The organism is Paracidovorax wautersii (assembly GCF_031453675.1).
In the GTDB taxonomy this organism is placed as follows: domain Bacteria; phylum Pseudomonadota; class Gammaproteobacteria; order Burkholderiales; family Burkholderiaceae_C; genus Paracidovorax.
Genome location: NZ_JAVIZX010000001.1, coordinates 1388624 through 1414419 on the forward strand (window position 1 = coordinate 1388624; position 25796 = coordinate 1414419).

Annotated in this window: 28 protein-coding genes; 7 read left to right on the forward strand and 21 right to left on the reverse strand. The window is 62.5% G+C overall.

The genetic code is table 11. The features are described 5' to 3' along the window. Window positions 1–114 precede the first annotated feature (114 nt). From QE399_RS06430 to dinG, 4 genes are all read right to left on the reverse strand, one after another. A complete protein-coding gene (locus tag QE399_RS06430) occupies window positions 115–327 on the reverse strand; it encodes a hypothetical protein (RefSeq protein WP_309827199.1) in 213 nt (70 codons plus the stop codon). A gap of 102 nt (window positions 328–429) precedes the next feature. After that, window positions 430–933, reverse strand: coding sequence for a pyridoxamine 5'-phosphate oxidase family protein (locus QE399_RS06435; protein ID WP_309827200.1), 504 nt, complete (start codon window positions 931–933; stop codon window positions 430–432). Between the two features lie 239 nt (window positions 934–1172). After that, window positions 1173–1535, reverse strand: coding sequence for a zinc ribbon domain-containing protein YjdM (locus tag QE399_RS06440; protein WP_309827202.1), 363 nt, complete (start codon window positions 1533–1535; stop codon window positions 1173–1175). Window positions 1536–1596: 61 nt separating this feature from the next. After that, window positions 1597–3807 (reverse strand): ATP-dependent DNA helicase DinG, encoded by a 2211-nt coding sequence (gene dinG, locus QE399_RS06445; RefSeq protein WP_309827203.1) that lies wholly within the window; start codon window positions 3805–3807, stop codon window positions 1597–1599. Between the two features lie 165 nt (window positions 3808–3972). Here dinG and QE399_RS06450 point away from each other — a divergent pair, with 165 nt between their 5' ends. Continuing rightward, window positions 3973–4278: a hypothetical protein gene (locus QE399_RS06450; RefSeq protein ID WP_309827204.1), complete on the forward strand. Its 306-nt coding sequence runs from the start codon at window positions 3973–3975 to the stop codon at window positions 4276–4278. A gap of 170 nt (window positions 4279–4448) precedes the next feature. Here the strand turns inward: QE399_RS06450 and pdxR are convergent, their stop codons facing one another. Then, complete coding sequence (gene pdxR / locus QE399_RS06455) at window positions 4449–5948, reverse strand: MocR-like pyridoxine biosynthesis transcription factor PdxR (protein WP_309827205.1); 1500 nt, start codon at window positions 5946–5948, stop codon at window positions 4449–4451. A 73-nt stretch (window positions 5949–6021) separates the two neighbouring features. On the opposite strand from pdxR, the gene QE399_RS06460 reads away from it, so the two are divergent. Further along, window positions 6022–6510: an OsmC family protein gene (locus tag QE399_RS06460; protein ID WP_309827206.1), complete on the forward strand. Its 489-nt coding sequence runs from the start codon at window positions 6022–6024 to the stop codon at window positions 6508–6510. Window positions 6511–6620: 110 nt separating this feature from the next. On the opposite strand, the gene QE399_RS06465 is transcribed toward QE399_RS06460, so the two are convergent. After that, window positions 6621–8012, reverse strand: coding sequence for a homoserine dehydrogenase (locus QE399_RS06465; protein WP_309827207.1), 1392 nt, complete (start codon window positions 8010–8012; stop codon window positions 6621–6623). Window positions 8013–8375: 363 nt separating this feature from the next. Beyond that, on the reverse strand, window positions 8376–8816 hold the full coding sequence (locus tag QE399_RS06470) for an OsmC family protein (RefSeq protein ID WP_309827208.1): 441 nt from the start codon (window positions 8814–8816) through the stop codon (window positions 8376–8378). Window positions 8817–9085: 269 nt separating this feature from the next. Between QE399_RS06470 and QE399_RS06475 the strand changes: the two genes are divergently transcribed. Next, window positions 9086–10015 (forward strand): diguanylate cyclase domain-containing protein, encoded by a 930-nt coding sequence (locus tag QE399_RS06475; RefSeq protein WP_309827209.1) that lies wholly within the window; start codon window positions 9086–9088, stop codon window positions 10013–10015. Window positions 10016–10049: 34 nt separating this feature from the next. Here QE399_RS06475 and QE399_RS06480 read toward each other — a convergent pair whose 3' ends face one another. Then, window positions 10050–10310: an ATP-binding protein gene (locus tag QE399_RS06480; protein ID WP_309827210.1), complete on the reverse strand. Its 261-nt coding sequence runs from the start codon at window positions 10308–10310 to the stop codon at window positions 10050–10052. A gap of 178 nt (window positions 10311–10488) precedes the next feature. On the opposite strand from QE399_RS06480, the gene QE399_RS06485 reads away from it, so the two are divergent. After that, a complete protein-coding gene (locus QE399_RS06485) occupies window positions 10489–10833 on the forward strand; it encodes an acylphosphatase (protein ID WP_309827211.1) in 345 nt (114 codons plus the stop codon). Window positions 10834–10908: 75 nt separating this feature from the next. On the opposite strand, the gene QE399_RS06490 is transcribed toward QE399_RS06485, so the two are convergent. Both QE399_RS06490 and QE399_RS06495 read right to left on the reverse strand, forming a co-directional pair. Beyond that, window positions 10909–11331 carry a YkgJ family cysteine cluster protein gene (locus tag QE399_RS06490; RefSeq protein WP_309827213.1) on the reverse strand — a complete coding sequence of 141 codons (423 nt, stop codon included), beginning with the start codon at window positions 11329–11331 and terminating at the stop codon, window positions 10909–10911. A gap of 53 nt (window positions 11332–11384) precedes the next feature. Then, on the reverse strand, window positions 11385–12137 hold the full coding sequence (locus QE399_RS06495; RefSeq protein ID WP_405044075.1) for a DNA/RNA non-specific endonuclease: 753 nt from the start codon (window positions 12135–12137) through the stop codon (window positions 11385–11387). 343 nt (window positions 12138–12480) lie between these two features. Here QE399_RS06495 and QE399_RS06500 point away from each other — a divergent pair, with 343 nt between their 5' ends. Then, a complete protein-coding gene (locus tag QE399_RS06500) occupies window positions 12481–13068 on the forward strand; it encodes a hypothetical protein (protein WP_309827217.1) in 588 nt (195 codons plus the stop codon). Between the two features lie 76 nt (window positions 13069–13144). Here the strand turns inward: QE399_RS06500 and QE399_RS06505 are convergent, their stop codons facing one another. Next, window positions 13145–14251, reverse strand: coding sequence for a DUF4268 domain-containing protein (locus tag QE399_RS06505; RefSeq protein ID WP_309827219.1), 1107 nt, complete (start codon window positions 14249–14251; stop codon window positions 13145–13147). Window positions 14252–14869: 618 nt separating this feature from the next. On the opposite strand from QE399_RS06505, the gene QE399_RS06510 reads away from it, so the two are divergent. Then, a complete protein-coding gene (locus QE399_RS06510) occupies window positions 14870–15172 on the forward strand; it encodes a hypothetical protein (RefSeq protein ID WP_309827220.1) in 303 nt (100 codons plus the stop codon). Window positions 15173–15298: 126 nt separating this feature from the next. Here the strand turns inward: QE399_RS06510 and QE399_RS06515 are convergent, their stop codons facing one another. From QE399_RS06515 to QE399_RS06555, 10 genes are all read right to left on the reverse strand, one after another. Further along, window positions 15299–16009, reverse strand: coding sequence for a metallophosphoesterase family protein (locus QE399_RS06515; RefSeq protein ID WP_309827224.1), 711 nt, complete (start codon window positions 16007–16009; stop codon window positions 15299–15301). Then, entirely contained in the window at window positions 16006–16206 is a 201-nt protein-coding gene (locus QE399_RS06520) for a hypothetical protein (protein WP_309827226.1), read from the reverse strand. The genes QE399_RS06515 and QE399_RS06520 overlap by 4 nt, the downstream gene beginning before the upstream one ends. Before the next feature lie 38 nt (window positions 16207–16244). Next, a complete protein-coding gene (locus QE399_RS06525) occupies window positions 16245–17570 on the reverse strand; it encodes a hypothetical protein (RefSeq protein ID WP_309827227.1) in 1326 nt (441 codons plus the stop codon). 425 nt (window positions 17571–17995) lie between these two features. Beyond that, complete coding sequence (locus QE399_RS06530) at window positions 17996–18484, reverse strand: hypothetical protein (RefSeq protein ID WP_309827229.1); 489 nt, start codon at window positions 18482–18484, stop codon at window positions 17996–17998. A gap of 31 nt (window positions 18485–18515) precedes the next feature. Continuing rightward, the gene (locus tag QE399_RS20780) at window positions 18516–19025 is read right to left on the reverse strand and encodes a TniQ family protein (RefSeq protein WP_405043288.1); all 510 of its coding nucleotides are present in this window, start codon (window positions 19023–19025) and stop codon (window positions 18516–18518) included. A 10-nt stretch (window positions 19026–19035) separates the two neighbouring features. Then, on the reverse strand, window positions 19036–20049 hold the full coding sequence (locus QE399_RS06535; protein WP_309827230.1) for a TniB family NTP-binding protein: 1014 nt from the start codon (window positions 20047–20049) through the stop codon (window positions 19036–19038). A gap of 177 nt (window positions 20050–20226) precedes the next feature. Beyond that, the gene (locus QE399_RS06540) at window positions 20227–21990 is read right to left on the reverse strand and encodes a DDE-type integrase/transposase/recombinase (RefSeq protein WP_309827231.1); all 1764 of its coding nucleotides are present in this window, start codon (window positions 21988–21990) and stop codon (window positions 20227–20229) included. Between the two features lie 37 nt (window positions 21991–22027). Then, the gene (locus tag QE399_RS06545) at window positions 22028–22561 is read right to left on the reverse strand and encodes a TnsA endonuclease N-terminal domain-containing protein (RefSeq protein WP_309827232.1); all 534 of its coding nucleotides are present in this window, start codon (window positions 22559–22561) and stop codon (window positions 22028–22030) included. A gap of 662 nt (window positions 22562–23223) precedes the next feature. After that, window positions 23224–23475 (reverse strand): helix-turn-helix domain-containing protein, encoded by a 252-nt coding sequence (locus QE399_RS06550; RefSeq protein ID WP_309827234.1) that lies wholly within the window; start codon window positions 23473–23475, stop codon window positions 23224–23226. A gap of 346 nt (window positions 23476–23821) precedes the next feature. Further along, window positions 23822–24874, reverse strand: coding sequence for a hypothetical protein (locus QE399_RS06555; RefSeq protein WP_309827236.1), 1053 nt, complete (start codon window positions 24872–24874; stop codon window positions 23822–23824). Window positions 24875–24907: 33 nt separating this feature from the next. Here QE399_RS06555 and QE399_RS06560 point away from each other — a divergent pair, with 33 nt between their 5' ends. Continuing rightward, a complete protein-coding gene (locus tag QE399_RS06560; RefSeq protein ID WP_309827237.1) occupies window positions 24908–25780 on the forward strand; it encodes a competence protein CoiA family protein in 873 nt (290 codons plus the stop codon). Window positions 25781–25796: the final 16 nt, after the last annotated feature.

The window sequence follows — 25796 nt, forward strand, 5'->3', positions numbered from 1 at the left end:
AGCGCACGGCAGCGATGTCCCTGCACCGCACTTCGTTGCTATCAAAAGCAAAGCTGCCAGCGCTGGTCACGCCAGCGCTGGCAGCTCTTTTGGCGTAAACCCGCCGCGGCGGGATCAGCCTGCGCCGCGGCCGCCCCCACCGGACGAACTGCCGGCCGAGCCCTGCCGCGATTGCACCTGGTTGCCGCTGCCGATGTGGGCGTCGCGGTCGTGGCGGCTCTCGGGCGTGCGGCGGCCCTCGTTCTTCTGCGTGGGCTCCTGGTCGCCCTGGCGGTTGTGGTCGTTCTCCACCTTGCCGGTGCCGGGTTCCTGCTTGTCGTTGGCCATGGTTGTCTCCTCGAAAAGGGAAGGAAGAAAAGAAGGGCGGCGCACGTGGCGCCGCGGGCGCTTCAGGGAGCGTGCGGGCAGCGAACCCGTGCGCTCCGGCGATCAGCCCACCGAGAGCTTCTTGTGCTCGCCCAGATCGCGCGGCGGCTCGCCGGTGATGGCGGCCTTGGCCATCTTGAACAGCTGCACCATCTTGCTGTCGTCCACGTCCCAGTACTCGGCGTGGTCGATATGGATGGCCAGCAGCACCAGGTTGGGGTCGGTCACGCCTTCAGGGAACCAGGCCTTGGCCATGGGGCTCCACAGCGCTTCCTTCTTGGCCTGGTCCTCGATGAAGCCGGCCGTGCCGGAGAGCGACACGTAGCTGTCCTTGCCGGGGTCGCTGTAGGTCACGTTGACCTGGCTGTCGCGGTGCAGCCGCTCGTACAGCTCGCCGTTGCGCGGGATGAAGAAAAACAGCTGCGACTGCTCGTCGATGGACTTGTTCTGCGTGGTGAGCGGGTGGGCATGCAGCATGCCGCTGGCAGCGCGGTGGGTCAGCATGCCGAAGCGGATGTCCTTGATCAGCTTCCACAGCGTGTCGTGGCTCGATTCGTTCTGGCTCATGGGGCCTCCGTCGGTCGGTGAAGGGAATGGAGAGGTACAGCGGTGGTGGGATACCGCCCGCACCGTGTCCATTCACCTTAGGCCGCAGAAGGGCCGCCGCGGGTCGGTGTGCGGCCCCGCCGGGTGTGGGGCCCGTCCGACAGTGCGCCGCAGTGCCCAGGCCTCGGGGCACGTTCCCTAGCGGCAGACCATGCGGCTACCGGACGGAGGCGGACAACGGCCTTGCGCCCGTGCGGCGCTCAGGCTTTCTTGAGGAACTCGGACTTCAGCAGCAGGCTGCCCAGGTCGGTCTTGCAGTCCACGTTGTGGCCGTCGGCGCCGTCCACCAGGCGGATGCCCTTGATCTTGGTGCCCTTCTTGAGCGTGGCGCCCGCGCCCTTCACCTTCAGGTCCTTCACCAGGATCACGGCGTCGCCATCGGCCAGGGCGTTGCCGTGGGCATCGCGCACCACGCCGTCGCCGGCATCGGCCTCGTCGGTGGCCGCTGCGGCGGCGCCGTCCATGGGCCATTCATGGGCGCAGTCGGGGCAGATGTACTGCGTGCCATCGGGGTAGGTGTTCTCCAGGCCGCATTGGGGGCAGGCGGGCGTCGTGTGGGGCATGTATTGCGTTCGTGAGCGAGTGGAAAAAAGAGAGGAAGGCGCGGCCGGGGCCGCAGCGCGCTCAGGCCGAGCGCCGCTCCAGCGCGAACGGCGGCAGGCCCTTGAGTAGGCGCTGCCCGTACGACGTGCGCACCAGGCGTTTGTCGTAGCAGTACACGTGGGCGCGGTCTTCTTCGGTGCGGATGGCGCGGCCCACCCACTGCGCGAGGCGGATGGCGGTGGCGGGCACCACCAGCTCGCTGAACGGGTCGCGGCCGGCGGCGCGCAGCCATTCGGCACGCGCCTCGCCCACGGGGTCGTCGGGCGGCGCAAAGGGCAGCTTGGTGATGAAGAGCGATTCGCACAGCGCGCCGGGCAGGTCCAGCCCTTCGCCGAAGGACTGCATGCCGAAGATGATGGACGGCTCGCCGTTCGCCACGCGCTCGCGGTGGCGCGCCAGCAGCTGTGCGCGCGGCAGCGCCGTCTGCACCAGCACCGTGCTGCGCATGGCGGTGGGCAGCGCATCGACGGCCTGGCGCATCTGGTCGCGCGAGGTGAACAGCACCAGCGCGCCGGATTCGACGAGGGCCAGGTCGGTGAGCAGGCAGTCCACCATCTCGGCGGTGAAGGCCTGCGCCTCGCGCGGGTCGGCCGTGGTCTCGGTAGCCACCAGCGTGCCCTGCAGGGCGTAGTCGAACGGGCTGGGCACCTCCAGCGTGGTGACGTGGGCGTCGCCGTGCAGGCCGGCCTCGCGCAGGAAGAAGTCGAACTGGCCGCAGCTGGTGAGCGTGGCCGAGGTGAGCACCGCGCCGCGCACGGCGGACCACAGCTGGTGGCGCAGCGTGTTGCCCGGCAGCACCGGGCTGGCATGGCCCTTGACGACGATGTAGTCGCCGTCGACTTCCAGCGTGAACCACTTGGCGGCTGGCACGGCGCCCTCGGGCGCGTCCTGCAGCAGCAGCTGGGCGGCGGCATGCACCGCCTCCAGCCGCGGCGCCAGCGCGCCGATCTGCGCGTACAGCGTGGACAGGCGGCGGGCCTCGTCCGGCTTGTCGCGGATCTCGGCGCGCAAGGCCTTGGAGATGGCACGCAGCGCATCGAGAAAGCCCTCTGCATGGTGGGCGGCCTGGCTGAAGGGCTCGACCAGCGCGGCTGGCAGCACGCCGCCCGGCACGCGGGCGCGGGTGGGCACGCCGGGGGCCTGCGCGCGGGCACGGCCGCCCCAGCCGGGGCGCGGCGCGCGCAGCTCTTCGCCGTACACGTCCATCACCAAGCGGGCGGCCTCCGTCAGCGCGGTACGCAGGCGGGCGGCGTGCTGGGGGATGTCGGCGATCTCTTCCACTTCCACCAGCGCGCCCACGCGCAGGGCGCGGCTGGAGAGCTTGTCGATCCAGGTCAGGCGGGACAGATCGGCCTCGCAGGCGAACTGCTGCAGCGCGGTGGCCGGCAGATGGTGCGCTTCGTCGAGCACCAGCAGGCAGTTGTCCAGCTCGGGCAGCAGCCGCGCGCCCAGGGACGACAGCAGCAGATCATGGTTGGCCACGATGACCTGCGCGGCCACCAGCGCCTTGCGCCGGTCGTAATAGGTGCACTGGCTGAACACCGGGCAGTGCTTGCCCGTGCAGCTGCTGGCCTCGGCAGCCACGGGGCTCCACACCTCGGGCTCGGGCGGGGTGTCCAGCGTGTCGCGGTCGCCGTCCCAGCCGGCGGTGGCGAGCGCGTCGGCCATGGAGGCGTAGAACTTCATGCGCGCCTCGGATTCGTGGCGCGGGCGTTTGGCGCGCTGCTCGGCCTCTTCCTCGGCGAAGAGGTCGTCATCGGGCGCGTCGCCCTCGGCCGTGCCGCCGGTGGCCAGGCGCTCCAGCTTGAGCTTGCACACGAAGCGGCCACGCCCCTTGGCCAGCGCGAACTTGAACGGCTGCTCCATGCGCGCCGCCAGCGCCGGCAAATCCTTGTTGACCAGCTGCTCCTGCAGCGCCACCGTGGCCGTCGAGATCACCACCCGGGTGCCGCGCGCCACCGCCATGGCGATGGCCGGCACGCTGTACGCGAGCGACTTGCCCACGCCCGTACCTGCCTGCACCACGGCGATGGAGCGCGTGGGCGCGGGCGCGTCGCCGCCGCTGGCCTCGTCGCCGCCCTCCTCCAGCTTGCCCAGTTGGGCCTGGGCGAAGGTGTGGGCGACCTGCTCGGCCATGCGCCGCTGGCCGGCGCGGCTGCGGAAACCCTCGGTGGCACCGACCACCGCATCGAAAGACTGCAGGGCCTGCGCGGCCCATTCCTGTTGAGACATACAGTAGTAGTGTGGCATGGAAGCGCTGCGGGCACCGTGCCGCCGCCCATCCGCGATGCGTTCTGACGCGCCCGGCTGCGACACCGGGCCTGCCTCCCTGCCTACAGCCACTGCGTGCAGCCCGCGCCTAGCATGGGCCATTCCTATCAAGACAAGGCCCCGACCATGACCCGCCCCACCCCCGGAGCCGGCAAAGACCCGGAAACCCAGACCCCGCCCGACGCGCCCGCCACGTCTGTGCAGCGCTCGGTGGACACCCAGAACCCCCGCGTGCCGCCCAGCGGCGATCTCGAAGGCGAGGACGGTTCCGTCCCCCAACTGCCCCACGAGCGCGACCAGTCCGTCGGCATGACGGACGGCCAGCCCGACGAGAACGTCGAGCAGGCCTACCGCGACGTGAGCCGCGGCCTGCAGGACACCGACCGCGGGCCTCCGGCGGACCGGGCGTACCAGAAGCAGAAACAGCAGTAGAGCGGCAAGCCGGGGGGCGCCCCGCCGGTTCGCCGGATAACGCTCATCTATTGATAGCTGCTTTCGCTTATTGGATAAGCGCTGGCGGCATATTTTTCTTGTACCCAGGCTGTGGCGGCAGGCCCGCTGCCGGTACGCTTCGTCCCGTCCGCCTTCCCCACTCCCCCGGCTCAGCGCAGCGCGAGCGCGCCCACCACCCGCGCGGCTGAGCGGATCTCTGTCTCGGCATAGCCCGCATAGCCCAGCAGCCAGCCCCGCCGTGGCGACGCGACCGCGTAGCGTGACAGCGGAGCCAGCATCACGCCCGCGGCCTGCGCGCTGCGCGCCAGGCGCTCGTCGTCGGTGTCGGCGGGGACTTCGTGCAGCAGATGCATGCCCCGGTCGCTGGGGGACAGCTGCCAGAGGCCGTTGCTGGCGTCGGCCAAGGTGCCGATCAGCACCTGCTGGCGGTGCTGGTACAGATCGCGAACCCGGCGCAGGTGGCGCAGCAGATGCCCCTCGGCAATGAAGCGGGCCAGCACGGCCTGCGTGTCGCCCGGCGCATGCCGGTCGGTGATGGCGCGGGCCATGGCAAAGGCCTCGACCAACGCAGGCGGCACCACCACGAAGCCCAGGCGCAGTCCGGGGTGCAGGGTCTTGGAGAACGTGCCCACGTACAGCACACGCTCCGACCCTGGCAGGCTGCACAGCGCCGGTACACGCTGGGCGGCGCTGCCGTACTGGAACTCGCCGTCGTAGTCGTCTTCCACCACCCAGGCGTCCTGGTCGCGTGCCCATTGCAGCAGGGCCTGGCGGCGCGGCAGGTCCATGCGCACCCCGGTGGGGAACTGGTGCGTAGGCGTGACCACCGCCATGCGTGCGGCCGGCCACTGCGCCGCGCCCTGCGCAATGCACAGGCCGCTGGCATCCGTCGGCACTGGCCGGGCCAGCGCACCGTGGCCCACCAGGCTGGCGCGGATACCGGGGTAGCCGGGGTCTTCCACCAACACCTCGTCACCCACGTCCAGCAGCAGGCGCGCGATGAGGTCGATGCCCTGCTGCGAGCCCGAGCACACCACCACCTGCGCCGCATCGCACCGGATGCCGCGCGACGCCCACAGCCACTGCGCCACGGCTTGGCGCAGATCCGGGTCGCCCGCCGGGTCGAGGTACTGCGCGCGGGTGATGCGCTGGGCTTGGGTGGCCTGGCGGGCCAGCCGATCCCACACCCCAAACGGAAAACCCGCCACGTCGGGCGCGCCGATGCGAAATGCCCGCGCGGGTACCAGCGGCGGGCGCCAGCGCATAGCCGTGTCCGCCACCAGCTGCCCCCGCCGCGACAGGGCCCGGGGCGAGGCCACCAGCGCTGCTTTCGCGCCCGGCGTGCCCGGCGCACGGGCCGCCAGTGCGCGGCCCACATAGGTGCCGTCGCCCACGCGGGCTTCCACATACCCTTCGGCCAGCAGGCGCTGCACGGCCCACAGCACCGTGTTGCGCGATACGCCCAGCAGCTCGGCCTGCGCGCGCGACGGCGGCAGCCGCGTACCCGCGGGCCAGCGGCCTTGTTCGATGGCGCTGCGCAACTGCGCATACACCTGCTGGCGCAGCAACGGGGCTGCGGCGGATGTGGCAGACGGCGCAGCCGCAGGGTGGGCACGCACAAGCGCGGCATTGGCTCTGGGTGTGGGCACGAATTGGCTCCTTGGCTGCCTGGATGGGTGCCTAAACTGAAGAACCATTTTAGAAATCGGAAAGACTCCCTCCATGGCCGCATCGCACACCGCCACCGTCGTCTGGACCCGTGGCACCGATGACTTCCTCGACAAGCGCTACCACCGCGGCCACCAGTGGCAGTTCGACGGCGGTGCCATGGTGGCCGCGTCGTCATCGCCGCATGTCGTGCCGCTGCCTTATTCCGATGCGGCGGCGGTGGACCCGGAAGAGGCCTACGTCGCCGCGCTGTCGAGCTGCCACATGCTCTGGTTTCTGGACCTGGCCAGCCGCGCAGGCTGGCGCGTGAACCGCTACACCGACGCCGCGGTGGGCACCATGGCCCCCGATGCGCAGGGCCGCATCGTCGTGAGCCAGGTGCAGCTGCGCCCCGTCACCGTGTTCGACGCGGCCCACGCCCCGACCGAAGCGGCCCTGGCCGAAATGCACCACCGCGCCCATGCGGCCTGCTTTCTGGCCAACTCGGTCAGAACGCAGATCAACTGCAGCCCGGTGCTGGAGGTGGAGGGGCCGGGCGCCTGAGCTGCTCGCGCCGGGCTCCGGTGCCGGGTATCGGCCCCGGAGCGCGTCGCAGGCGCCGTTGCGCGATCGCCCGGTTTGGCAGTGAGCCTCGCAGTGGGCTCCCGCCGCCCTCAACCCTCCAGCATCTCCACCCGCAGCGCCACCACCGGCCCTGCCACCGCCGGGTGGGCGGCCAGCGCGTGCACCGCCAGGTCCACCGTGGCCTGGCGCACGGCATCGGTCAGCACCAGCACCTGGGGCGTGCCGCAGGCGGGCAGTGTCTTTTCGTTCGCCAGCTCCATGCGCTGCACCGGCACCTGCTGGGCGGTCAGCCAGGCGCCTACCGCCTCGATCTGCGGGGCCTGGTGCACCGGCACGCGCAGGTAGTGGCGGGTGTGCACGGCAGCGCGGGGCAGCACGGCCAGCTGTTCGTCCACGGCATGGGGGTGGAAGCCCAGGTGCGGCACGCGCTGCTGTGCGGCCACGGTGCCGGCGGGCAGTCGGGCCACGTCCACCAGATCGGCGATCACGGCGGAGGCCGTGGGCTCCGCGCCCGCCCCGGCGCCGTAGTACATCGTCACGCCCGACGCATCGCCCTTCACCATCACGGCGTTCATCGAACCGTCCACCTGCGCCAGCAGGTGCTGCGCAGGAACAAACGCCGGGTGCACGCGCAGCTCCACGCCTTCGGCCTGGCGCCGGGCGATGCCCAGCAGCTTGACGCGAAAGCCCAGCTGCCGCGCGCATTCCACGTCCAGCGCCTGCAGCGTGCGAATGCCCTCCACCTGGGCCTGGTCGAAGCGCACCGGCATGCCGAAGGCGTTGGCCGCCAGCAGCGAGGCCTTGTGCGCGGCGTCCACGCCGTCCACGTCGAAGGCGGGGTCGGCCTCGGCATAGCCCAGTGCCTGGGCCTCGGCCAGCGCGGCGGCGAAGTCCACGCCGTCCTCGCGCATGCGGGTCAGGATGAAGTTGCTGGTGCCGTTGATGATGCCGGCCACCCACTCGATGCGGTTGGCCGTGAGCCCCTCGCGCAGCGCCTTGATGATGGGCAGGCTCACCGCCACCGCGCCTTCGTAGGCCACGGCCACGCCCTGCCGCTGGGCGGCGGCGAAGACCGTCTGCCCGTGCACGGCCAGCAGCGCCTTGTTGGCGGTCACCACATGCTTGCCGTGGGCGATGGCGGCCAGTACCCATTCCAGCGCCGGGCCGGTGCCGCCGGCCACTTCCACCAGCACGTCGACCTCGGGGTGCGTGGCCACGCGCAGCGGGTCGCGGGTCAGCTCCACGCCCGGCGCGTCCTGCAGCACGGCGGCTGCGCGTTCCAGGTTGCGGGCCGCCACGGCCACGATCTCGATGCCGCGTCCGGCGCGCGCCGCGATCAGCGTCTGGTTGCGCTGCAGCACCGCCCAGGTGCCGCCGCCCACCGTGCCGATGCCGATCATGCCCACGCGCAGCGGGCGCATCGCGGTGGCAGGCGCGGCAGCGCTGCCGGGCAGGGATCTCAGGTGGGGCTCATTGAACATGGTGGGTCACTCTCTCCAAAAGGCCGCGGTCCCCAAAGGTAAACGGCCAACAAAAAACCCAGCTGCCAGAGCTGGGTTCGTTCGGGGAGGGAATGACACCAGGTGGCCGCCGGTACGGCCACCCCGCGCAAGCTAGGTAGCCGCGGTGGTAATGGTGGTAATCATTCGTGCGTTCAACCGCGCCTGGGCCGAGGCGGCAGGCAAGGTGTGGAAAGCGGTGTGAAGGCACGACATGGTGGGCCGAGTGTACAGGACGCGCTGCGCCTGGCCGATCGCTCATGAATTAATAGCTGCTTGCGCTTATGGAGTAAGCGCTGCAGCTGTTTTTGACTTGCATCGCCCGGGGCAGGGCGATGCGGGGCCTCACTGCACCAGCGTGGCGTTCAGGGTGATTTCGGGCACGCCGGCCAGGGCCTTGGACAGCGGGCAGTTGGCCTTGGCGCCTTCGGCCAGTTCCTGGAACTTCGCCTCGTCGATGCCGGGCACCTTGGCCGTCAGCGTAAGGGCGATACGGTCGATCTTGAAGCCTTCGCCGTCCTGCACCAGGCGCACCTTGGCGGTGGTGTCCACGGTTTCCGTCTGGATGCCGGCTTTGTCGGCGGCGAACGAGAACGCCATGGTGAAGCAGGCTGCATGCGCCGCGCCCACGATTTCCTCGGGGTTGGTGCCCTTGCGGTCATCGCCGAAGCGGCTGGCGAAGCCATAGGGGTACTTGTTCAGCGCGCCGGTCTCGGTGCTGATCTGGCCCTGGCCGGCCTTGCCGGCGCCTTCCCAGTGGACGGATGCGGTTTTTTCTGCGGACATGGAGGGCTCCTTTGCGGTGTGGATGGGTGGTACGAGGACGAAGGAGAAATCACACCATGGCCGGCCCGCGCGGTGCTGTGGGACAAGCGCGCGTGGGGCTGCCCTACGCCACCGCAGTTCCCCACGGTGGAGCGCGGAAAACGGCTGCGTGCTGCGGGTTGCTTGTCCTACGCGGGGGGGGGCATGCGGATTTCTACGATCGGGCCTTCGTCTCTCCGAAAGTCGCACGCTTGGCCGCCTCTTCCAACGAACCGCTTCCCCCGCTGCCCATGGCTGCGCCCGACCTCCGCGCACCGCAGACCGTGCTGGTGGTGGACGATCTCGAAGCGCACCGGCAGGTCCTGCAGGAGCTGCTGAGCGAGCAGGCCGATGTGCTCATCGCCGCTGGCGGCGCCGAGGCCCTTGAGGCCGCCCGCGACCTTTGCCCCGATCTGGTCCTGATGGACATGCTGATGCCCGACATGGACGGCCTGCAGGTGCTGCAGGCGCTCAAGGCCGATCCTCAGACGCGGGACATTCCCGTCATCTTCCTCACCGCGCTGCACCAGCCCGAAAGCGAGGCGCAGGCGCTCGCCCTGGGCGCGGTCGACTACATCACCAAGCCCGTCCATTCGCCAGTGATCATGGCGCGCGTACAGGCCCAGCTGCGCATGGCGGCCGAGCGCCGGGCGATGCTGGAGCTGGTGTTCATCGACGAGCTCACCGGCATTCCCAACCGCAGGCATTTCGACGAGGCGCTGCGCATCGAATGCGGCAAGGCCCGCCGCACCGGCCGGCCCTTGAGCGTGGGCATGGTCGATGTGGACTGCTTCAAGCAGTTCAACGACCGCTACGGCCACGTGGCCGGCGACGACGCCCTGCGTGCCGTGGCGGGCGCCCTGCGCCAGGCGTTGCGCCGGCCGGGCGACTTCGTCGCGCGTTTCGGGGGCGAGGAGTTCGCCTTTCTTGTGCCCGACGGCGGGCGTGGGGCCGGTGCCGCTGCCGCGCAGATCGCACAGGCGGCGTGCGATGCCGTGCGCGCCCTGGGTATTCCGCACGAGGATTCATCCGCCGCGCCGGTGCTCACCGTCAGTGTGGGCCTGGTGACCGGCCATTGCGTGCGCGGCGAGGAAGGCCTGCCCCTGCTGGACCAGGCCGACCAGTGCCTGTACGCCGCCAAGGAAGCCGGCCGCAACCGCGTGGTGGTCCGCAACGCCTGAGGCGCCGCCGCGCGCCGCTCCGCTGTTTCCGCTCTCAGTCTTCACCGGCCAGCGTCGCGCCCGCAGGCCGGCGCGCCATGCGGATCGCGTCGAACGGGCAGCGTACCGCGCAGAGCGCGCAGCCGGTGCAGCCCGGCACGTCGTGCAACACCGAGCGCTTGGGCCCCCAGGGCTGCGGCCCCTGCACCTGCACCTGCAGCGCTAGCACGTGGGGCGGGCACACGGCCACGCACCAGCCGCAGCCGGTACAGCGGCTGGTGTCGATAACCGGCAGGGCTTTGCGGGCGGCGGACATGGGGCTCGGCGTCAGCGGATGGCGGCGGCTGCAGTGGTGGGACGGAACGCCCAGTGTGCGCCATGCAAGGCCTTGCCGTGGCGGATTGCACCGGGCACACCACCGGGCGATAGGAAGGGCCTGCTGCGCCCGGCGATTCGGCGCTGCGTACCCAGGAGTCCTTCATTACATTGCTGCCATGCCAGATACCCCCGTCCCCTCCTCCTCTTCTTCTGCCGCCCCTTCCGCCCCCACCCAGGCCATCACCCGCCACCTCGCCATCCATGGCCGGGTGCAGGGTGTGTACTACCGCCAGTCGATGGTCGACGCCGCCGCACCCCTGGCCGTGCGGGGCTGGGTGCGCAATCGCAGCGATGGCTCGGTGGAGGCTCTGGTGCAGGGCGCGTCGCACGCGGTACAGGCCCTGCAGGACTGGGCCCGCCGGGGACCGGCCGGCGCCCGGGTGGATGCGGTCGTGGCGACGGACCTCCTCGCTCCGCCGGACGAACTGGGTGCCGGCTTCGTGCGCCGGCCCACTGTGTGACGGGGCAGCGGGGGCTGCCGCGGGCGTGCAGCAGGCTCCGTGTGACGCAGCGCGCGGCCGCGTCTGACCGATGGGCTACCGCGGCCGTCCGCGCTGCGCGGCACTGGTGGCGCCGTAAGCGCAATAACCGGGCTTGGGGCTCTTCTTCTGGGGGTGCAGGCGGCAGGTGTCGGGCCGCTGTTCGTACACCGTACAGCGGCGCGTGTTCGCATCCAGAAAATGGCAGTCGCCGCTGGCGCGCCGTGCCATGGTGAACACCACGTTCTTGTGATTGAAGTGGTCGATCAGCCGCGCCTTCTGCAGCCGCTTGGCGATGTGCCGTGGTTCCTCGTGCTCGGCCTCGAACGCGTCCACCAGGCCCAGCCGCACCAGGTCGGACAGCTGCACCTCCAGCGGCATCGTGCAGCAGTTGGCGGCGCAGGTATCGCACAGGCCCGCGCGGTAGCGGGACCAGGTGTCCAGCCGATCGACGTCAACGATGGAGATGGGCGAGCGCATGCACCGATTGTCGGTCCTGCAGGTGGTGCGCGCGTCTGCCTGGCAGGGACGGTCTACCCGCCGCGCTCGGGCAGCCACTCCACGCCGGTGCGCCGCACCAGTTCTTCGTAGCTGATCGGGCGCGAAGCCTTCTCGTCGTCGCGGTTGGCCTGCCAGTGCGCCCAGGCACGCTGCGTGTGGCTGTCGTACACCAGCTTGAAAAGATGCGTCGGCACGGCCACCCCACGGGGCCCGATGCGCGGGCCGCCCGGCTCGAACACCGGCGCGGTGATCACGTAGACATCGCCCTGCGCGCGCTGCACGTACTTGCGCGTGTCCTGCTCCACCTTGGCCCAGGCGCCGCCGTTGTGCTTCTGCGCCTGCGGAACGATGTTGGCCAGCGAGAACGACTGCGCCATGGCCGCCTCGGTGGCCATGTCCGCCGCCGGCGCCATGTGCCCGCGCGAGTAGCCGGAGCGCTTGTAGTCGTCCAGCTCCGCCCGCTCGGCCCGGGGGAGCCGCGCATCGGCAAAGAACCGGTCGGACTTGGCCCGCGGAATGCCGCCCAGCGCGTTCTTGTTGAGCCGCTGCGCCACGAATACCGGCGTGCGCGTGTCGCCGCTATGCAGCACCGCGAACGCGTCGAAACACAATTCCCGCTGGCGCGGCTGCCGCGGCACCGCTGGCGGTTGCCCGCCTGCGAAGAAAGCCGCGCATTGCCTGAACGACGCAGGTAGCCGGGCGATGTCGGTGGTGGGTTGGGAGGACGCGGCACCCACGGAAGGGGCCGCAGCGAGAAGGGGCGACGCGATGGCACACGCCGCCAGGGCCCACCGCAGGGCGGGCCGGGCAAACACAGAACGCACGGAAGAAAAAACCTGTCAGCTGTCGATCGGACGAAGCGGCGGATTGAACCACCGATCGCTATGCGTCTTGAGCAAGATCAAGCCCGTTTTGGTAACGGAATGCGCACGTTTCCGCACCGTGGACCGCGCGCGATTCATACCTTCTGCGTCGCCGTCCGACACACGGAACAGTCCCCCTGTGCAACAACAGGGGCAGCTGGTTGCGGAGCCGGCAGGCGGGGGTCATCCGCCTGTTGCCCTGCCTTGCGCTCCCGCCGCTCGCTTCCTGTTCTCACCGCACCGCATGCTTGCGGAGATGCCCGCCATGACGCCTCCCTCGACGACGACCACCAGCCCCCACACCACCACCTTCCGCGAACTGCACAAGAAGGCCATGGCATGGTGCCGCGACTTCGAGCAGTACAAGGAGGACTGCAAGGTGTTCGGCGAGCAACTGCGCGTGGACTACATCACCTACCTGGGCGCCCGCTCGACGGACGTGGAGTTCCACGTGCTCGACGAGCGCCTGGAACGCGTAGCCTCCGAAGGCACCACGCTCTCCCCCCGGCTGAAAGTGGGCGACGATGGTTTTCTGTACTTCGGCCTCACGCTGTTCTTCAAGGAGGCTGGCCACTGCCTGGACGAGCACATCCGCGTCGGCGTGCAGCGCAGCCGCAGCCAATGGATGTTGCGCTGGGGCCGCATCGAGTCCACCTACGCCGTCAACGGCTCCCACACCGCTTTCTTCGACCGCATGACGGCCCCGCTGGTCGACAAGTTCGCCACGCCGTTTCACAAGGTGCGCGGGCAGCTGGGCTTCGTACCGTACGTGAGCAACGACGAGCACCTGGTACTGGCGCCCGTGGGAGAGCCGCGGATCGTGGGGGAAAGCGGGGAGCTGCCCAGCGCGTGACTGTGCGCAGCACCCTCAGTCGCGACGCCGTGCGCGTCGAAGCGATCGCCGCCGTTGCGCACTCGTCGCGCTGGACTCAGTAGTTCATTTGCGCAACTCGCTGTCGCATGGCTTTGTCTAGCCGAACCATGGCGTCCACCATGTTGACGTGAATACCATGCCATTGGTCGATGGGGGACTTGTAGCCACCTTCGATAACGTAGCGGATTCGGCAGCCTTCGCCCTCCGGCAGTTCCTGCCATTCCAGCGCAGCACCAAAGTCGGCCTCGATGGCTGCTTTGTGAACCTCCAACGCTTTGAACGCTGCCTTGTTTTTTGCCGCTTGCCCAGTGCCGTGGGCGATCCAAAGTTCCACCTGTGAATCAGTGCGACGGGTGGTGTAGGTCAAGGTAAATCCGAACCGGTTGATGCCGCCACTGAGCCAGCCATCAGATGTCGGCTTGCGGTTGGCATGCACATCACTCTTAGTTTTGGCAACCTCAAGTAACCCCTCCCAAAACTTCAAGCGCAAGTCGTGCCGATCAGTGCGGCTTTGGCGTTCGGCCTGCTTCTTTACGCCGATCTGGGTTTGGAAGGCAGTGGCCTCCGGCAGCGGGATCAACTGTTGCACGTCCAGCAAGAGAGTCCCGTCGGCCATGCGATAGGGCTTCATACGGATGCATCGAATATCGATGCCCCTGTCAATAAGCCACATCACTGCTGTGGTGAGTTCTTTACTGAAGTCCGCTGCGGCCAGAAGAATTCTGGTGTCCTGGGCGAACTGGTCCTCATAAACCTCATCCCACCCGAGGTACTCCATAATTGACGCTTTGGCGGCGTCGGTGTCTGGGCTTGCTTTATTCCAATAGCGAGCGTGGGTGTCGACCAACTGCTCGAAGGTCATAGCCGAGACCATAGCTGCGTAACGCAAAGCCTGCAGCTCCATATGTCCACCATCGTCCGTGCGCTTCAACTCGACGACGACTAAGTTCGCGTCCGCATCGATGCAAAGCAGATCGATGCGGCGGGAACTATCGACCCAATCGCCAAATTCTTCGGCAATCACCATCAGACGCTCGTCAAGAACGCAGATCTGGTTGCGCAGCATCCGCTGGATGTCCTTGCGCTCCATGATGCCTTCGGCACCAAAGGATGTTTCGGAGACTGGCTTCAGCTCTTTCTGGCTGACTTGGAAGATGGCCATCCCTCTGTCTCCCTGAAATGGCAGGTGGCGCAGACCGAAATGGCTGCCTGCACCACCAGTTACATTCTACTAACCTAAACCTGCAGATGAGTGCATGAATGGACGGACATGGACTCTGTGGGTTCTCATTGATCATGCGAATTTCGGCCTCTGCCTCTCAATGGACTTTGCAATTTCAACGAGAACGCCTTTGCAAGCCATTCTCACAAGCTTGCAAACATCCTACCGACCTCTCTCACGCCGAGGGAGTCAAACCGTTTCTATTTAATAGGCGCAGTCTTTCCCGAGCATCTTGCGGGACATACAGGGCCTGCTCAAGCGCACCACCCAGAGTGGGAAGATGCTACTTCATCGGTCGGCCGATCAAGGGAATGTTCGGCGGGAAGTATATCGGCAGCATGGACTTCGAAGCTGCAGGATGTGAATCCGGGATATGCAATGTCGACAACTTATCCCTAGTGGCGCCGCAAAGCGTTCCGCTCGGTGGCCTACCCGTACTTTTCTCCCGCAAGCCTCTGCCCGGTCGTTGTCGAACTTTCCTGGCTGAATGCAGCCGCCATTTGCGTCACGGCTCAAAATTGATGCAGGCCACGACGAGAACACATACATTTCACAGTCATGTCTGCCGCATCTTTAATTGCCACCCACTTGAACGCACCCTACGGCAAGGTCGTAACCGCCGAAGATGTGATTGAGTCTTTGAGAAGCGGCCATTTTGCAGCGGCCAGCGAGGAGGCGAACGGCATACTGGAGGCATTGTTTACCGAGGTGTCACCAGACCTCATCCTGCAGTGCGCAGATCAGGTTGGTGCGCCTCCGGAGAAGGTAGCCCATCTCTACGAGATGGCGCTTGAGTTAGGCGTCATGCGTAGTCCAGCTTGGGAAGATGCTACTTCATCGGTCAGCCGCCTCCAGGAGTAACCAGCGGGAAGTAACTCGGCAGCCCAGCACTTCGAACTGGCAAGAAGTGGCCAAAAATTTGCAAAGGTGCTCAGCTACCCCTAGCGAGGGAACAGGGTGCTCTTTTCATTGACTCTCGTGCGCTTTCTAACGAAAGCGCCCTACCGGCTCGTTGTCAAACTTTCCTGGCTGAATGCAACTGCCATTCACGCAGGTCACCCCGCAAAACCCAACACCAAAAGCCTCGAAACCCAGGCGCGTCCGATCGCGACCGTAGTCCAGGCGGTCGTGGTGGTGACCATGGAACGCTTTGGTAACGCCGAGGCTGCGCGCCAGCTCGTCAATGGCCTCAAAACCATGAGGATGTGAGCTGGGCGCCTCATGCGTCACCAAAATGTCGGCCCGCTGAGAGACCAGACGAAAGTAATCCGCAGGGAAGATGGAGCTTCGATGCTTGCGGGGTAGGCCCTCTCGCCAACGATTGCCGGCACCGCAGCGCGCGGTGAGCTCTTCAGGCGACTCATACAGCCAGCCCACAGGAGGCGTCCACACCTGCCCGCGGAACACACCACCCAAACCTGCAATGCGCATGCCATCGACCAGCACCACTCGGCCGTGCAAGTTGCGATCTGCCAGCGCTGAGCCGAATAGATGGTCGTAGTCGGCATCGGAATCTGTGTCGTGGTTCCCGTGAATGAACCAGACCTCAGTCATGCCCAGAATGAATTCCAGCTCAGCCTCCAGGGGACGCTGTGCTTGCAGGTCACCCAGAAAGACAATCGCTGCTGGCCTGTCTCTAGAGACGATCTCCAGCACATGCTGGAAGTGCCCGTGGGTGTCGCCAAAAAAGTAAATCATGGAGCTGCCCTTGGCAGGAAAACGTCTTTTGCACTCAGCAGTTCTTGCTGGTGCATTTCCCATGGCAGGGCCTGCTCTGTCTGCTGTAAGAGGGCAGCGATTTCATCCTGGCGTGCTATCTTGAGTAGCAACGCCCACCCTTCGTGTAGTGCGTCTGCTTGACCTAGGATCAAGGGCTGGACGTTGTTGGTTGGCATTTTCGAGTCTTGCAAAGTCGTGTGATTTCAGGTGGCGCTTACACCCACCCGACGGAAAGAAGATCAGTCCGGCGATACACAATTTGCCTGCAATCTCCCACACGGCGGCTCGCGACTGGCTCTATTCCCTTTCTCGTTAGTGCATCAGCTATGGTTGCGCTGGAACAGCCCTTCGACTGAGCCAGCGCAGTAGCGAAGACATACTCAGTTTCGAACTTTTCTATCGCTCCAGGGCTTACTCCACGAGCAGTGCGTCTGCCCACGACTGTCGGCGAAGTTTCCAACAAAGAAAGTCGAGCTAGCGCATATCCAACCTCTTGCTTGACCCCCAGGTACTTTGCTGCGTTGGGAATTGTCATGATGCCTTTGCTGGGCGCTCCGTACCTCGCCAGAACCTCGGCTTGGTTAAATACGAGGCTTGCCAGGCCGCTTTGCGTTGGATCTCTTCCTATGGCAAAGAGTTTTCCCCGCTCTATATCGATGAGAAGGTGCACCAGCTGGTTGTTGCCCAACGGGCCGTACCGGAGCAAACGACCAAGAGAGGTGGCCGAGGACGAAAAACCGGTGATTGATTTCACACTGTTGATTCGAGCTATCCACGCTTGCACCCAATCGTTCGGTATGAGCCAAGGTGTGCCTGCCAGCGTACTTTTCCTGGCTGACGGGCAAATAGAGGGGAGCCAACGGCTTAGTCTTTGGCGCTTGATGCCTAAATGTATGGACGCCTCGACGAGACTAATGTCCCTCTGCCGGTCCTTCGGAAGAGCCTCAATATCGACACGTCTGACCATGACGAATTCTCGACCTGAGGGCGTTTTTTTGCGTGATATCTGGACTGTGCCTGCATTGGCAAGGTCAACAATGCTCTGTTTCGAGAAGGCTCCTGAGCTCATTGCGCTCGCCAGTGGCATCCACGAAAGCCGCTCTTGCAGTGCGGCAGGCATACGCCTGTTGCGGCGGCCCATGGCGCCTGTCCAGCTGTTGGCGATGAAGACTTCGAATGCAGTTCGTACCCAGTCGAACTCGAAACCACGCAAGCCCTGGTAGAGAACGCGGTAAAAACCACCGAATACACCTGTCATGCGCCTTGACTGCTCGCAGTTCAAGGATCGACTGGACTGCAACTCAAGAAATCGATAAAACTTTGATGGCCAGTCTGCAAGCACCTCGGCTGCAGCAGTGCTGACTCTCCATGAGACTGCGAGCTGGTCTGCTCGCATGATTTTCTGGGGAGCGCGTTCTATATCCGGTCCACCATAGGCGCCGATTAACCGTATCAGCTTGGTACATTGAAGTGGGGATAACTCACCGAGCTGGGCTATCTCGGTTTCCTTGTTCCCCAAGCAAAGTTGCTCCAATGACATGGCCAATCTTCGCACTGCAAGTGGCGCAAGTGAAGAGGTCTGTTCCGTCAATAAGGCTCCGCACTTGCATCTATCAAGGCAAGCTCGGGACCAAGTCACAGCCCCACCGCATTCCAGGCAGACATCCGCAAGCCAGTGCCCGCACAACGTACATGCGTCAGCGAACAGCACCTCCCAGCCGAGCCTGCCATATCCCGTATTTGCAAGGCACCCAGGACACCATCTTGCACGGCGATGCACCCACAGAGACGGTGCATTTTTCAGAGCGTTCCAGCGTTCAAGAACACGCTGTTCACTTTGTGTACCTGCGTGGCTAAATATCGCCCCATCAACGGATCCAAACGAAAGCATGTTCGCTTGAGCGACCCGCATCGTGAAGCTTCTTGGACCTTCGAAGTCTTGAGGTGACGGCCATAAAAGAACGCTCACAGCAATTCTCCAGCTTGTCTGGCAAACTCAGGATCGAACGGGTTGGCACCTGCTATGACGCGATTGCGGTAGAACCTTCTAATATTAAGAACGTGATCACGCCATTCCTGAATGCGACATCTCGTCTTGACCGGACTAGGCCCGTGGATTAAGGCGTGTGGCACTGCGAGATCCGAGATCAGTTGCGAATAGTTGCGATGGAGATCTCCGAGTCCTTGCCCAAGCTGGAGTTTTGATGTGAAGGAGAAAGGATCACCTGCGGCATGCAGGAACATCATCTCCCAAAGGTATCGTCTGAAGCAATCATCCACGAGGATTTGGAGAAGCAACTGCCGTTGGTGCCGCGCATCACCTTGACGCGTCGAGTGCCTCACCAAAACCAACTCTTTGACGACCTCTGACATCAGTAGTAGCTTGCTCAGCCGCATGCTTTCAAGGGTAGGCTTATTTTTGCAAGTCGCTTTTCCCTGGATTGAGAAGCTCACGGCAAGCTTGATCTGCTGGGCCCATCTCACCTCATAGCCTGCAGCAGGTTTTGGTCTTAATCGTGGCGAGAGTGTGGCCGCAAAAACAGTGAAGCAACTCGGTAGTGTTCCACGTCAAGTTGCGGTTGCAGGAGTTGCACCGTGATGCGAGCTCCACTCGGTGCCGAGGGCACGCCGTGAACGACTTCAGCTCCCACTCGCTACGGGACCACGCAGACCCTCGCAGGCAAAGGGGGCAGACCCTCCGGCTTCGGATCAAAACGTACTTGGACGGAATCCACTCCTCGCCCAATCTCAAGGGAGGGTTGATGTCCATGACCGTATGCGGTGGTGCTAGCCTGTTTTCTAGCCGCCCTTGAAGGCCTGGATCGCGATTTGCAACGAGTTTCATGAAAATCGCTGCGCTGTCGTAGATTGTCGAACCCTGTGTGTACAGCCGAGGATAGGCATTGATCTGCGCGACTCTGAACATATAGGCGCGCAGACTTTCCGTGTCCTTGATCTGTGGGAGTAGGAGGATACTGTTGGAATAAATTTCCATTCGCAGACCCCTACCGTGATCGTGAACTCAGGGTGTATGCGCTGGGGTCATCCCAGACGGCGAACGGCTCATTGCGGCTGTGCAAGCGGCGAGGCTTTACCTTGGGGTTGAATGGATTGAGTTTGTCGGGAGCTTCGCTCCAGATTTGTGTCCTGAAGGCTTCTTGCAAGCGATCAAAGGAGATTTCAGTGGACTCGCCGTCGGGGGAACTCACCACCAGCTCATCGACTATCTTGATCACGTAATCAATGAGACCGTTCGTCGCGAAGTGAAATCTCATCGCCACCTCTGGCTGGCTGATATCGAGCCCGCTTTTTCGAGGTACCAGGCTTTGGAGGTGGGCAAGTACTCCGCGAAACAATGTCTGCTCCTCAGCTGCTTGAAATCCAAACTCTTTGAGATGAAGAGGTGCCGCGAAACGTCGCCGCAATTGTTCATTCGAATAAAGCGCAGATATTGCTCGGGGAAGTCCGAACAGAATGACTGGCACTCCGCACTCATTGATCAGATTTTTTAGCCAGTCTGTCACGCGCCTCCTTTCGGATTTATTGCTATCGCAAAAGTGATGGAACTCGTCGATGAGGATCACCTGCACCTCGCATTCCTTAATGAAGTGCATGATGCGTTGCGTTTTGACTGCCGCTGAGCCCTTGGACGCAGCCATGTCGCCCAGCGCTACCAAGATCGCTTCTGTGAATGAACGAACGGTTGGAGCCTCGGGCGTGACGATTCGAAGCACGGGGATGCGGATTTTTCTGGGGGTAATCTGGCGCGGAAACTTTCCCAAGTAGTAGCGTAAAACAGTGGACTTTCCGGCTCCGCTTTGCCCATAGATCAGGATGGCTCCCGGCAGTTTGGCGGCAATCCATCGCTCGTGGACCCCAGCAATGGCCCGTACCGCGCGAGTAAATTCAGGGTGCTCGATGATTTTGTCTCGAACAGTAAAAACACGGTGTTCATATGCCGATGCGTCGTTCGATTCGGTTCCCAGCCCTAGCCGACAAAGATCTTGGAGGTTCGTCATATCTCCCCCAAGGACTGAACGGTGAGGTTGAATGTGGGAAGCAGGGCTGCCGTCGCAAGCATAGGCAGTTCAGGCGTAGGATCTAACGGGGCCGGTTCGAGAGAGTCATCCAGGGCCTGTTGTGCCCCAAGATTCATGACTGCTTCGCTGTCGTTCAGCTTTTGTGCGGCGGCCACCTTACGTTTGCCCGCCTTGTGGGAGAACACCGTCCTCAATCATCTGTCGCACTTCGGCTCTCGTGGCTCTGAGCTGTTGTTGCGTCCACTGATCGCCGTATCGCTTTTTGACAATCCGCATGACCAAAATGTGTGCATGGCGGTTGATACCACGGCAGTCATCTGCATCAATAGCTGGAACCCGGACATATTCAGTGGTCCCCGGCATCAGCACATCTATATATGAGATGTCGTGCTCATACACTCGAATTTGGACAATGGTCTTTTTCGATGTCTGCTCGGGTAGGGTTTGAAGAATCTCTGAGTTGTAGAAAACGTTGTCGTATTGCACTCCATAGCTAAACACCGTGCGAGTAGCGATCTGCCCAACAATGAGGTCCAGTTGTCGGGGATACGCAGGCAGTTCAAAAATTCTCTTGCCCTCTAGCTCCTGCCATACGGCCAGGGGCGTGCGGCCTTGCATGTCGCGACCCCGGTGAGGGGTGCTGTGGTAAACGTCCACTATCCACTTGATCAGAACATTGTTAAGGACGTTGATATCGATCGCGGCGAGTTTCTCTGAAGGGTAGTCACCGCGCGCTTCCACGCAGTGAAAGACTGTCCCGGGCATCTGGTGAAAGAGATCGTGGCTCAATGTTCTAAACATTCGCTCGATGGCCCCTTTCATCTCTGGATTCGCGGCTCCGCAATATTGAATTTCGATGGCCGCTTCGAGTGCGAAATTCTCAAGCGCATTCGAGTGGAGGTCCATCCCGTTGTCCAGCACCAAGAGGCGTGGAATGCCTCGCGCTGGCCAGGGATTGCGAATACCCGGGATGGCTGCGATCAGTGAATCCTTTGGCTGTATTGCCATCCGAAGCGCATATAGCACCGAGTAAGCGGAAGGGGCGTGAAAGCTGATGTAGAAGCCAAGGACCATGCGGCTTTTACGATCAAGGATCAACGTCAACCACGGACGCCCAAGCACCATGCGCGTTTTCGTGCACACGACCAATAGATCGATTGGGGTATGGTCGACCTCAACCCGTTGCAGCAAATCGTCTACTTTGACCGTTCCGGTGACCGTTCTCAGCTCCCGCTTGGTGTAGGCCTTTCCAAGCCTTGCTTCATCAACAACCTTCCTGCAAAGATTGTTCAGCCACCGATAGACGGTTGCGGGTGCTGGTGGCGTGAGTTGTTGATCAGTGCCTACTCCCTGATTCATGCGATAGATACGGTCGTTGATTGCATCCACGACCGCTTTTCCTGGCATCCTTTGAGGCGTGAGGAATATCTCGTTGACAATTTCCTCGAACACGCTGAACTGAACTACATCGGTCTTGTAGCCATTGCGTTGTCTTCCATCGATCACTTTGGAAAAGCACTGTGTTCCCTTGTAGTCGTTCCACCAACGCCAGCATGTAGCCCAGTGGGGAGGTCTCGCATCACTGAGCTCTTCAGCAACTACCTGGATAACTTTCGTGATCGCCGCTGGACTGCATAAAACATCAGCTTGATCCTCACCCTGCAAGCGTTTGACGCCTTCTAGATAGGCGAGCTTGCGTTTGACCGGAGCCTGTTCTTTCTCCGTCAAGGAGCTGAAATCTCTTGGCGTGGCAAGGTAGAGGAGTTCTTTGGTCAGGCCCAGAGATGCTTCGTCAACAATCCATCGACCATCTTGCATACGCTCATAGACCTGCGCAGGACTGAGCATGACGATTTCTCCAGTGTTTTCGCACTCAAACTGAAGCTGCGATGTCACTGTTTGGCGCATCAGTGTCCACATGGTGGAGCCCTGTGCTTGCTTAAAGCGCAGGCCCTTCCTAAAGCTGAAACGCACCATCACCGGCCTCCCAATTTTTAGATGACCAGATAAGGCTGTCAGGACCTAGAGGCTTCTCCAGATCGGTCCTGAGCCGACCGTCAGCAATGCCCGCCAAAATAAGTGGCTTGCCACCGACGACCGTCATCAGCTCGTTGAGCGTGAATTGCTGGGTGGTTCCGAGCGCATCAATCGCTTGTGCTGCTTCCAGACCGATGCACGCGACACGACTTGCTTCCCACAGATGGTGGAGGTTGGTTCGCAGTGGTTCGCGACGGATTTGGGTTTCTGACAGGATTCGATAGGGCCGCTCTTGCTCAGCGAACCTCAGGGCGATGAGCCCGAGCTTCTCTGCAACTGATGGCCTATCGAGATCGACGTTGCGCTTGATCTCTATAAGGATCTGACCGCCGTGTGCTAGGCGAAGAAGAAAGTCTGGATAGCAAGATTTGGCTTGGCCCGATCTGTCGTAGTAGATCTCCTCGCTCGGCTGCTCTTGATACGAGATAACCAGGGGATGCATTTCAAACAGCATGATGGCGTCTCGCTCCAGGAGAGACTCCCAGTGGACAACCTTGTCCATTTTTTTGCTCGGAAACTTGCCTCTGATCCCGCGTCCGCTGCGGGTAATCACTTTTCTAGCGCGCATTGCACAGCACTCCGTGGGGTCTTGCCGTAAAGGCTGACCTTGGGTAATACGAAATCGGGCAGCTACAAGCATTCGGCGTGGCGGATGCTTAGCATTCTTGCCCGTAGCGGCGGTAGCCGAGCGACTTGTGAAAGGGGGGGCGCTAGATGCTTGACCGCCGGTAAATGCAGCAGTCATGGCGTGGTTCAACGGAATGGGTCCCGACTAACTAGTTAGTCGGGAACGTGTCCTCGTTGAGCTAGCTGTAGTCGAAATCTCCCGCTCGCCCCAACGCAGTTGTGAGCGCGAGAGATTTGACCTCCTGCCATGTCCAAAGTGATGGATGTTGCCCACAAATTAGGGCGAACTCATCCATCCCGAGCCCTCATCTGTTGACGCGGGGTGGTGGCAGGTTCATACTTGAGCTGTTCCCTTCGAAAGAACGCACGCAGTAGACCTGCACGAAAACGCCTGAGCTTGCTCAGGCGTTTTCGTTTCTGGCTTTCATCTTCATGTCATCCCATGTACATGCCCTCTGTCTTGATTGGTGAAATGACCGCGTCAAGCGGTTACCTTGTTGATGTCTGCTGGTTGTGCAACCCTTGATGGCTCACTGTTTGATTAGAAGCCGACTCCATCGCACCGGTAATTTCCAACAACTTGCGGCGAACGTGGAAGGCCTCACCCCGCACTCCTTTGATGCGGCCCGACAGCACGGCGTAAACCAATTCTTTTGAAAACCCGTGGCTCGCTGCCCAGGTGCAAATCGTCGTGCCGGTGTCGGTGAACCACTGCCTTGATGTGGTGAGTTCCTGGGCCATGTTGACCAAAATTTGTACGAATGGATAGAAGATTACTTGATCCAATTCATGGTGCACAGGGGGCTTTTCGAGATGCGTATTTCAATTTCTGCAGCATCCGTTTTTCGCGCTTTTTCGAAGTTAATACGTTCGCGGTAGGTTTTTTCGACAGATCAAAATCGATGTGCTCTCTCTGACTTCAGATTGGTTTTCCCATTGTTTTTTTGACACTGAAAAGTGTCTGAAAACCTATCGTTTTGTGCACTAAAAGCACAGAAAAGCTTTTTTCAAATGTTCGAAGGCTTGTGGCGTCTTCCCCACAATTGCGTGGTCTTAATCGAAAAATCAGGCACTTCTTTGGTCGTGACTATCTATAGCGCTTGCCACGCCTAGTAACTCGATCAAAGGTAAAAACGTGTTCCTGAGGTGATTCCACACAGCAGCCAAATAACCTGCGCCGTTCATTCCCCTCTCCATAGCGCAGCTCAATTGCAGCTGCGCACTCTGGGCATGTGCCGGTATAGCGAACTAAGCCGATTACGCGCTCTTCCCCTGCCCTGAAGCTTTCCAGCTGGGCGGGGGCCTCCTTCCAACTTATAAATACCTCCGAGGCTGGGGCGATCCGATCTGCAAGCAACCACCAGCTGTCGCGGATCGTTCCCCACAATAGCCAGCAGCCCAGAACTGCCAGAACGGCGAAGGCCAGATCAGAAGTGGCGATGGGACGGTGGACATAGAGGTGCAGCCATCCAATCCCCGCCAATAGCAGCATGCACAACGCTGGTCCGATGATGGTGCTGGCGAAGGCGAGGCCCCGAACCGATCTGATCTTGAACGCCCCTGTGCCCAGTAGCGGTCTGGCGATTAACGAGCACCTCACCGAGCCTGCCTCCGCATAGTCATACTGGATTTGTTGAGCTGTGGCGTCTGACGAGCGTTCAACCAGTTGATCACCGGGTTGTCCGTCTGGGGTGTCCGCTTGCTTCTCCAGGGAGTAGACCTCCAGAAACCATTGCGCACGATGCCGTCCACCCGGAGAGTGTTTCTTAAGCTGAAGCGCATGGTGGAAACCCCGCCCCTCAAAGAATGCTTCAACACTCGACCGTCGACTCTCGAGATAGCGAGCCAAGTTAGCGTTTTTGACCTTGAGTGCGGATGCTTCATAGTCTGTCTGCTCCGGCATACCGCAAGCTTCAGTCAGTTCCTGTGCATCGAATTCAGGCGGCTGCCCTCCCTTGGAATTGGCACTCAGGGTGATGGATTCGCTCACCAATGCGCGCACAAGCTTCGATGCCGTGGCCTCATCGCGCTGGACATCCAGCCAGTCGCGCATACACAGCAACAGATCGTGAAAAGTGGGCTGGGTCAACCCGTTGGCAACCGGTTCAGGGCTGGTTGGCAGGGATTCGGATCGCAACACTTGGTTTTCCTTCACTCAACTCTTGGAATCCCTATGTTGTCACTATTCGCATTGCACGAATCCAATCGTTTTGTTCATGTGAGCGAGGTCGAGCGTGGCTTGGCCTGTGAGTGCCGATGTGCTGTTTGCGGTGAACCGGTTATTGCCCGGCAGGGCGAACTCAGGGAGCACCACTTTGCGCACAGCTCGAACGCCGAACCCTGCGCTACGAACTACGAATCAGATCTGCACCGCTTCGCCAAGAGAGTAATCATCGAAGCCCGAGGGTTGGTAGTCCCAGTGACTCCCGCTGCATCTCAAGCGCTGGGATTCGGCGGGCGGTTAGATCCATCTATCCTTTTGGCGTGCACTGACATTGAGGAAGAAGTTGTTGTTGGAGAGTTGCGGCCCGACTTATTGGCAGCGACGGCTGCAGGGATGACGGTTGCCATTGAAGTCGCCTACTCGTCTTTTTGCAGTGCGGACAAGTGCCTAGCCTACGAGCAGCTAAAACTACCTGCTTTGGAGATTGATCTCCGTGCGTTCACCCCCACCGCCTTTGATGTTGCCAAAGTCAAACATGCCATCTTGGAGGATGTCGCTGGAAAAGCTTGGCTCTGGCCCGAGAACACTGTGGCCGAGCAGCCGGTAGATGCTTCTGCTGAGAACGCCCCTACGCAACGCTTCCTCCCGGAGGAAATCGTGACGATCCATGGACGTTGGATATCGGTAAAAGAGCTGCCCAGCGGAGATATCGCCATCAAAGCAGTGCGATATGACCCAGATGTCGTCTCTGTTGTGCGAACCGTCGCACGCGCGCATTTTGGTCGGTACCGTGAGGCGTACCACAACTGGGTCATTCCACGCTTCAGGGCGCAAGCAGCTCGGTTGCAACTGCGTTCTATTGCTTCAGCCGACCTGTGTTGAGCGTCAGCTGGATGAT